8 protein-coding genes are annotated in these 7,457 nt (G+C 51.3%); 3 read left to right on the top strand and 5 right to left on the bottom strand.

What is annotated here, in order from left to right:
- Positions 1-282: 282 nt before the first annotated feature.
- Positions 283-549, top strand: coding sequence for a SemiSWEET family transporter (locus HMPREF2608_RS04140; RefSeq protein WP_004518970.1), 267 nt, complete (start codon positions 283-285; stop codon positions 547-549).
- A gap of 149 nt (positions 550-698) precedes the next feature.
- Here the strand turns inward: HMPREF2608_RS04140 and mgtE are convergent, their stop codons facing one another.
- Entirely contained in the window at positions 699-2,171 is a 1,473-nt protein-coding gene (gene mgtE / locus HMPREF2608_RS04135; protein ID WP_004518972.1) for a magnesium transporter, read from the bottom strand.
- 243 nt (positions 2,172-2,414) lie between these two features.
- Complete coding sequence (locus HMPREF2608_RS04130) at positions 2,415-3,308, bottom strand: LysR family transcriptional regulator (protein ID WP_070826074.1); 894 nt, start codon at positions 3,306-3,308, stop codon at positions 2,415-2,417.
- A gap of 14 nt (positions 3,309-3,322) precedes the next feature.
- On the opposite strand from HMPREF2608_RS04130, the gene HMPREF2608_RS04125 reads away from it, so the two are divergent.
- Together HMPREF2608_RS04125 and HMPREF2608_RS04120 are read left to right on the top strand one after the other, a co-directional pair.
- A complete protein-coding gene (locus HMPREF2608_RS04125; RefSeq protein ID WP_070826073.1) occupies positions 3,323-3,796 on the top strand; it encodes a CidA/LrgA family protein in 474 nt (157 codons plus the stop codon).
- A gap of 15 nt (positions 3,797-3,811) precedes the next feature.
- Positions 3,812-4,507 (top strand): LrgB family protein, encoded by a 696-nt coding sequence (locus HMPREF2608_RS04120; RefSeq protein WP_039861867.1) that lies wholly within the window; start codon positions 3,812-3,814, stop codon positions 4,505-4,507.
- Positions 4,508-4,587: 80 nt separating this feature from the next.
- On the opposite strand, the gene HMPREF2608_RS04115 is transcribed toward HMPREF2608_RS04120, so the two are convergent.
- From HMPREF2608_RS04115 to HMPREF2608_RS04110, 3 genes are all read right to left on the bottom strand, one after another.
- Positions 4,588-4,965, bottom strand: a complete 378-nt coding sequence (locus HMPREF2608_RS04115) for a hypothetical protein (protein WP_070826072.1) — start codon at positions 4,963-4,965, stop codon at positions 4,588-4,590.
- Between the two features lie 309 nt (positions 4,966-5,274).
- A complete protein-coding gene (locus HMPREF2608_RS11025; RefSeq protein ID WP_036472778.1) occupies positions 5,275-5,367 on the bottom strand; it encodes a methionine/alanine import family NSS transporter small subunit in 93 nt (30 codons plus the stop codon).
- Positions 5,367-6,902 carry a sodium-dependent transporter gene (locus HMPREF2608_RS04110; RefSeq protein WP_084824563.1) on the bottom strand — a complete coding sequence of 512 codons (1,536 nt, stop codon included), beginning with the start codon at positions 6,900-6,902 and terminating at the stop codon, positions 5,367-5,369. The genes HMPREF2608_RS11025 and HMPREF2608_RS04110 overlap by 1 nt, the downstream gene beginning before the upstream one ends.
- Positions 6,903-7,457 lie beyond the last annotated feature (555 nt).

Below are 7,457 nucleotides of genomic sequence, written 5' to 3'. Positions count from 1 at the left end.
AAACCTCATCGGCAGCCAAGGCCAAATGATAGTTGATAACCATGCGGATTTTACGGTAGAATAGAGTTATTTATCCTGCGACTAGGTAGAAGGCGCGGAAAGTCCGGCAGAACTGGTCAGCCTGATTGAAAGCGGCGACTACGAAGCCCTGCTTGCCGAAGATTCGGACGAACATGGCCAAGGCCACGAACATCATTGCGGCTGCGGCTGTTCCCTCGGCTGAGTCAGCCTGCCCATATTATCTACCGCCTCGATTTTCATATTAAAAGGAGACTTACCAGCATGATAAGCAAAGCAAAATTCAATACCGTTGTCGGCAGCATAGGAGCGGCAATAGGTATTTTCGTATTTGTCGCCTATATCCCCCAAATTATCGCCAATATGCAAGGGGCAAAGGCGCAGCCGTGGCAACCCCTGTTTGCAGCAGTATCCTGTCTGATTTGGGTTTTGTACGGTTGGAGCAAAGAACCCCGGAAAGACTGGATTCTGATTATACCCAACGCAGTCGGCGTGATATTGGGATTTCTGACTTTTCTGACTTCGCTTTAAACAAGGGGCTAATCTACGTCAGCCCTAAAACTAAACGCCCTCATGATGTAAAGCTTTAAAAAACAGCAAAGGCCGTCTGAAAATTGAAATTTCAGACGGCCTTTTAAACGGTTTGAAAAGGACGTATCGAACACGTCTTTTTTTTCCTATTACAACAGGAACATGGTTGCTAATCCCAAGAAAATCAGGAAGCCGCCGGAGTCGGTAACCGCGGTAATCAGCACCGAGCTGCCCAATGCCGGGTCGCGTCCGGCTTTGTCCATCATGACGGGAATGAGGACGCCGACGGTCGCGGCCAGCAAAAGGTTCAAGGTCATCGCGGCCACCATGACCAAACCGATGCCGATGTTGCCGTAGAGCAGCCATGAAATCACGCCCATTACCGTGCCCCAAATAATGCCGTTGACGAGGGCGACGCCGACTTCTTTTTTCAGCAGGCGGCCTGCCTGCGTACTGGTCATTTGTCCCATTGCCATGGCGCGGACGATCATGGTGATGGTTTGGTTGCCGGAGTTGCCGCCGATGCCGGCGACGATGGGCATCAGCGCAGCCAGTGCGACGATTTTCTCGATACTGCCTTCAAATGCGCCAATTACGCGGCTGGCGATAAAGGCGGTACACAGGTTGATGGCGAGCCACATCCAGCGGTTTTTCACCGAGTCCCAAATCGGGGCGAACAAGTCCTCTTCTTCTTGCAAACCGGCCATGTTAAACATGTCGGCTTCGGATTCTTCACGGATCACGTCCACCATTTCGTCAATGGTGATCCTGCCGATCAGCTTTTTGTTTTCATCGACAACCGGCGCGGTGACCAAGTCATAACGTTCAAACGCCTGCGCCGCTTCTTCCACGTCGTCTTCGGGACGAAAGCGCACGACATCGGTGGCCATTACGTCCGCCACCATGTCTTCGGGGTCGGCGACCAAGAGTTTGCGGATGGGCAGAACGCCTTGCAACACGTCGTTTTCATCGACCACGAAAATCTTGTCGGTATGGTCGGGCAGGCTGTCGAAACGGCGCAAGTAGCGCAACACGACCTCACACGCCACATCGGCGCGGATGCTGACCAATTCAAAGTCCATAATCGCGCCGACTTGGTTGTCTTCGTAAGACATCGCCGCTTTGACCTGCTCGCGTTCTTCTTCATCACGCGTTTGCAGCGCTTCGTACACCACTTGGTGCGGCAGGTCGTCTGCCAGCTCTGCCAATTCGTCTGCGTCCAAATCATCGACGGCGGCCAACAGCTCGTCTTTGTCCATGGACTCGATCAGCGTTTCGCGTACGGCGTCGGATACTTCCAGCAACACTTCGCCGTCGTCTTCCGGGGCGACCAAAAGCCAGACGATGTTACGCTCGCGCGGCGGCAGGGATTCCAAGACGGCGGCCACGTCGGCAGGGTGCAACTCGGCCAAGAGGACGGTCAGCTCGGTGAACTTGTCACGCAGGCTTTCGTCTTCAATCGGCACGCCTGCTTCGATTTGTTCAAAGGACGGCTCGAGGATTTCGCATAAGGCGTGGATGCGGTCGATATCGTCAGAGATGCGATCGTCAGAAATGCGGTCTTCCACCGCTTCATTGTCGGGGGTATGGTCGAGATTCGGAGGGGTTTGTTCGATGCTCATAAATGCTCCGCCCGCCGGACGCGGGGAGGCATTTCGGCGGGATGATTATGGTTGTTGTGTGTCTGATGGGAAGTTCGAAGGCGAACTGGGAAGGTCCATAATTCGAGCCTGCTAAGAGGCGCAGAGTTGTAAACGGTGCATATTCTACTCTTTTTTAGGCCGTTTTACCATTTTTAACGGGAAAGGCCGTCTGAAATCGGGTGCTATCGCCCCCTTTTTTTCAGACAGCCTGATGATTTGATTTTATTTGTTTCGCCTGCCAAACGCTTCTCTGACCACGTCCAACCAAGCCCTTAAGGCCGGTGTCGGGCGTTGGTGTTTTTTCCATGCCATGGTGAGCTGCCAGCGGATTTCGGGTTCGACCAAAGGAATGGCGGCAAAGACATCGGGATTGATTTTTCGGGCATAGTATTCGGGCAACAAGGCAATGCCCATATTGTGCGCCACCATGTCGGCGACCAAATTCCATTGTCCGCTACGGCAGACAACGTTGGGTGTAAAACCTTGATTGCGGCAGGCCGTCTGAATGGTTTCATTGAGGGAAAAGCCGGCGCCGAACAGGATGAAGGGCTCGTGTTGCAGGCTTTTGAGCGTCAGCGCATCGTGTCTTGCCCGATTTTTCGGCATCAAGACCACCAGCGGATAGTCGCACAACGTGATGCTGTCGAAGTCTTCGTGAACCGGAGCGAGCAGCTGTCCGGCATCGAGTTCGTTGTTGCGCAGGGATTGCTCGATGGCGAGCGAGCCTTGTTCCAAAAACGACAATTCGATGTCCGGCCATTTTTGGTGGAAATCAAACAGCGCATGACTGAGCAAATCGCTGCCGAACAGGGCCAAACCCAAACGCAGCATCCCGCTTTTGACATGGCGGTAATCGTCAATGCGCGCAAGCAATAAATCGCGTTCGTGCAAAAGGTTTAAAGCGTGGCGATAGACTTCTTCGCCGATTGCGGTCGGCTGCACCTGCCGCTTTTTGCGTCCGTTTTCTTTGCACAAAAGCGGCACGCCCAATTCTTCTTCCAAAGCCTGGATGATTTTGCTGACCGTCGGCTGCGTCAAATTCAACGCGGAAGCGGTGGCCGAAAAACTTTGCAGGCGGATGAGTTCGGCAAAACAATACAGGCTTTTAAAGTCCATTATTCCTCTAAGGCATGATTATTCGTTTAATAATTCATATTATGCAGAAACAAGGTTTCTATAATCAAGCCTTTCATTCAACACACACCCATATCATGGACTCCCTCACCAGATTTTTTCAGACGGCCTTGCAGCTTGCCATCATCGGCGCAGTATGGGGCGTCTCCGACCTTATCGTCCGCTTCACGCATCTGCCTATTTCTTCAGGCATATTGGGCTTGTTCCTCATGCTCGCCCTTTTGGGGCTCGGCATCATCCGCCCGGGCATGGTTGACCGCGGCGCAAAATGGGCATTGGGCGAACTCGTCTTTTTCTTTATCCCCATCATGGTTTCCGTCTTGCAATATCAAGACCTGCTGATGTCCGAAGGTTGGCAGCTGATTTTGACCATCGCCGTCGGCACCGCGCTCGTGATGATCAGCACCGCCCTGACCCTTGATTTCTGCTACCGCTGGAAACGCCGCCTCTACAAAAAACTCCACTCCTAAAAATAGAGAATAAAAATGGACTACACCGCCCTCGCCTGCTTCATCTGGACTTGCTTTGCCTATGTCGTTGCCAAAAAAATCCACCGCAAAAAACCCTTAATGATTTTCTCCCCCGTCGTTACCGTCTCCGTCAGCACCATCCTCCTGCTGCTGGCATTCGGCGTCAATTACGACACCTACCATAAATATACCCAAGGCATCGTCTTCCTGCTCACTCCGGTTACCGTTGCCTTTGCCGTCCCCATTTATGAAAACCGCGAAGTCATCCGCCGCCAACTGCCCATCCTCTCCATCGCCATTATGGTGGGCATGTTTGTCGGCGTAGTCAGCGCATTCCTCATGAGCCATATGTTCCACTTCAACAACGAAGTGACCAACAGCCTGATGGCGCGTTCCATCTCCACGCCGTTTGCCGTCGTCCTCGCCAGCGAAATTCACGGTTCAGCCTCGCTCGTTTCCCTGTTCACCATCATTACCGGCTTTGTCGGCATGATATTCGGCGACCTATTTTTAGCCTTCACCCGTATCCGCTTCCGTACCGCCAACGGCGTGGCATTCGGCAATGCCGCCCACGGCTTCGGCACATCGCGCGCCGGACAACGCCACGAAACCGAAGGCGTCATGGCGAGTCTGACCATGATTTTGGCCGGACTGTTTATGGTGTTGTTTGGCCCGACCATGGTGCATTTAGTAATTTGGATGATGAGTTAGGCTTCGTCCTGATGACCATACACAAAAAGGCCGTCTGAAACATATATTAGTTTCAGACGGCCTTTTATATTATGGAACGATTACAGTTTAAAAATAGAAGCCTCTGCTAAATCATGAATGGTATCCAACGCAGATGAACATGTACCATTGCTTGAATAGGTCGCATTGTCTGAGGAAAGACCGGCAGAAGAATCAAGAGGATCAGCATCACCAAACGCACGGCTCAAAAGTTCATCGCCATCGAAAGCTTTGGATTCCAATATCGGCTTCGCGGCCGGCTGTGCAGGCTCAAAACCTTCCCACTCGCGCGGATCAAGGCGAATGATATGGTCATCATCATAGCCGTCATTAGGACCTTTACCTTCTCCTGAAAAAGTACCGTCCCACTCGCGCGGATCGAGGCGGATAACAAAATCTTCAGAATCACTTTCTTTACTTGGTTGATGTACTTTAGCCATGAAGTTCTCCTTAACAAATAAACGGATACTGTACCTAATGCCTCATAAAAGGCATTGCGGACTCTATTCTAGAACAAAGAAAACAGCGGGCAAAGATTGAAGGGAACAACGGTTTATTAACACGATAATTGGATTTAAATCTTTTTAAAACAAATAGATATAATTTATATATCATACCCGGTCATCCATAATTAAAAATCTTGCCCATGCCGTCCACCAAGATGATTCCCCCCCTTCCGTCCCCTTGCTATGCGGCAAAAAGGCCGTCTGAAAAATGACTTTCAGACGGCCCTTTCATTTGCCCAAGCCTTATTCTTTAGGCAGGCGCAGGACGGAGACGATGAATCCGCCCCAAATGACGATCAATGCGACAAGCATCATAATAATGGCTGAAGTACTCATTATTCTTCCCCTTCACGTTCGTGTTCATGTTCGTCTTTGACGTTGAAGCCCTGACCGTGTTTCCACGGCAAGAAAGACAGCAGGACGGACAATACCAAGAGAGCACCCACCATGCCCCAACCGAAGATATTGAGGAAGCTGTCAGGATAGCCGCTGTAATTCTCTTTTAAGAGGCCGACGGTATCTTGATAAAGCATATAACCGAGCATCGCGACGGTAACTACCACGCTGGCAGTCCACACTTTACCGACACGGATGGAAGACAGCGCGTTCAAGTGATTGCGCAGTTCGGGCAGCTTACGCAACAAAACAATCGCCAAAACGTAAACAAAACCGGAAGCCACAATGCCATAAGTATTGATGAATTTGTCCAATACGTCCAACACAGGCAGGCCGGTGGTCGTACCGAACAGCAAGGTGGAAATAATCGCCATGGGAACGCCAGCAATCAGCGTTGCGCTGACACGGCCGATGTTCATTTTGTCTTGAATTGCGGCCACAATCACTTCAACGATGGAAATCATGGAAGTCACACCGGCAAACACCAGCGAGCCGAAGAACAACACGCCGATCAACGCGCCCATCGGCGCTTGGTTGATGATGGTCGGGAACGCGATAAACGCCAAGCCGATACCGTTGGATGCCACTTCGCTGACTTCTTTGCCTGCGGCTTGAGCCATAAAGCCCAATGCGGCAAATACGCCGATACCGGCGAGCAACTCAAAGCTGCTGTTGGCAAAGCCGACAACCAAGCCGGTGCCGCCCAAGTCGGTTTTTTTCTTCAGGTAAGAAGAATAAGTAATCATGATGCCGAAGCAGATAGAGAGCGAGAAGAAGATCTGGCCATATGCGGCTACCCAGACTTTCGGATCCGCCAAGCGGCTCCAGTCAGGCGTAAACAAAGCGTCCAAACCTTTTGCCGCACCCGGCAGAGTCAGCGCAATGCCCACCATGATGACAAACATTACCACCAACAAAGGCATGAAGAATGTGGACGCACCGGCCACACCTTTTTGCACGCCCAAAGCCATAATCGCCAGCGTAAACACCCACACGGCAATCAGAGGACCGGCAACTTTACCGACAAAATCCAAGCCCAAGTCTTTGGCATCTGCCATTTGCAGGAAGTCTTTGAAGAAGAATGCCTGCGGATCCGCACCCCATGCCGAAGTCAAAGAATAATAGGCATAGCTTGCCGCCCAGCCGACAATCACGGCGTAGTAGATACAGATGATGACGTTGGTCAGAAAGTTCCACCAACCCACCGGCTCAAACCAACGGCCGAGGCGGCGGAAGGCCAAAGGAGGCGAACCGCGGTAACGGTGGCCGATGGCATAGTCGAGCAGCAACAGCGGAATACCCGCCGTCAACAGCGCAACCAAATAAGGGAGGACGAAAGCACCGCCGCCGTTGTCGAAGGCGATGTAAGGGAAACGCCAAATGTTGCCTAAGCCCACGGCCGAGCCGATGGCGGCAAACATAAAGGCGCGGCGACTGCTAAACGTCGCGCGTTCGCTGGATTGAGAATTTGACACGATGAACCTCTTAAAAGTCGAGTGTCGCCAAGGCCGTTCAGCCTTGCGCGTATATATTTAGGAATCAGGCCGGACAAACCGGCCGGTTAAAATAGATATTCGGACAAGGATAATATCCGGTATTTAAAGAATGCACCGCTTATGGCCATGCAAACATAATCTGACCTTATCGTAAAAAAATTTAACACTGTTGGCAAGTCAGTATTGCATTAAAATCGCAAGGAAAATCTTCATGCACTACGACTAAAATCTTCATACACTTCTTTATATACAAGCCAAACGCAACACCTAAGCCCCGTTTTTCCCTTCCCGTCCCACTGACAACCGCCCTCGCCGCAAACCGCCTTTCCCTTATTCCGTAAGGAAAAGCGGCAACCCAACGCATTCAAATCCCCCGTCATCAAAATATTTCAGACGGCCTGTTTTCCTTCCGTCCAATCCGGGCCGTCTGAAAATTTCACTGTTGCATGTTGTAATCAAGAAACCGTCCCAAAATTCCGTTTAATATAAACAAAAACAATCCGAGACCTTTGCAAAATTCCCCAAAATCCCCTA

This window comes from Neisseria sp. HMSC064D07, assembly GCF_001837185.1.
Taxonomy (GTDB): domain Bacteria; phylum Pseudomonadota; class Gammaproteobacteria; order Burkholderiales; family Neisseriaceae; genus Neisseria; species Neisseria flavescens_C.
This window is presented reverse-complemented; position numbering and strand designations above follow the sequence as displayed.

Coding starts and splice junctions, on each gene's coding strand:
- HMPREF2608_RS04140 (WP_004518970.1), top strand. CDS start 283: ATGATAAGCAAAGCAAAATTCAATACCGTTGTCGGCAGCATAGGAGCG.
- mgtE (WP_004518972.1), bottom strand. CDS start 2,171: ATGAGCATCGAACAAACCCCTCCGAATCTCGACCATACCCCCGACAAT.
- HMPREF2608_RS04130 (WP_070826074.1), bottom strand. CDS start 3,308: ATGGACTTTAAAAGCCTGTATTGTTTTGCCGAACTCATCCGCCTGCAA.
- HMPREF2608_RS04125 (WP_070826073.1), top strand. CDS start 3,323: ATGATTATTCGTTTAATAATTCATATTATGCAGAAACAAGGTTTCTAT.
- HMPREF2608_RS04120 (WP_039861867.1), top strand. CDS start 3,812: ATGGACTACACCGCCCTCGCCTGCTTCATCTGGACTTGCTTTGCCTAT.
- HMPREF2608_RS04115 (WP_070826072.1), bottom strand. CDS start 4,965: ATGGCTAAAGTACATCAACCAAGTAAAGAAAGTGATTCTGAAGATTTT.
- HMPREF2608_RS11025 (WP_036472778.1), bottom strand. CDS start 5,367: ATGAGTACTTCAGCCATTATTATGATGCTTGTCGCATTGATCGTCATT.